This is a genomic window from Pseudomonas sp. EL_65y_Pfl2_R96 (genome assembly GCF_963970905.1).
GTDB lineage: Bacteria > Pseudomonadota > Gammaproteobacteria > Pseudomonadales > Pseudomonadaceae > Aquipseudomonas.
This window is the reverse complement of the sequence record NZ_CAXAQH010000462.1, coordinates 1-255: the sequence shown is the minus strand read 5'-3', so window position 1 is coordinate 255 and position 255 is coordinate 1. Positions and strand designations below refer to the sequence as shown.

At 49.8% G+C, this 255-nt stretch carries 1 rRNA gene; it reads left to right on the top strand.

Going from position 1 to position 255, the window contains the following annotated elements:
• Nucleotides 1–255: ribosomal RNA gene (locus tag AACY49_RS31580) — 23S ribosomal RNA — on the top strand; the annotation flags it as partial.

Genomic DNA, 255 nt, shown 5'->3' with positions numbered 1-255 from the left:
AATCAACCGAGATTCCCTTAGTAGTGGCGAGCGAACGGGGACTAGCCCTTAAGTGGCTTTGAGATTAGCGGAACGCTCTGGAAAGTGCGGCCATAGTGGGTGATAGCCCTGTACGCGAAAATCTCTTAGTCATGAAATCGAGTAGGACGGAGCACGAGAAACTTTGTCTGAATATGGGGGGACCATCCTCCAAGGCTAAATACTACTGACTGACCGATAGTGAACTAGTACCGTGAGGGAAAGGCGAAAAGAACC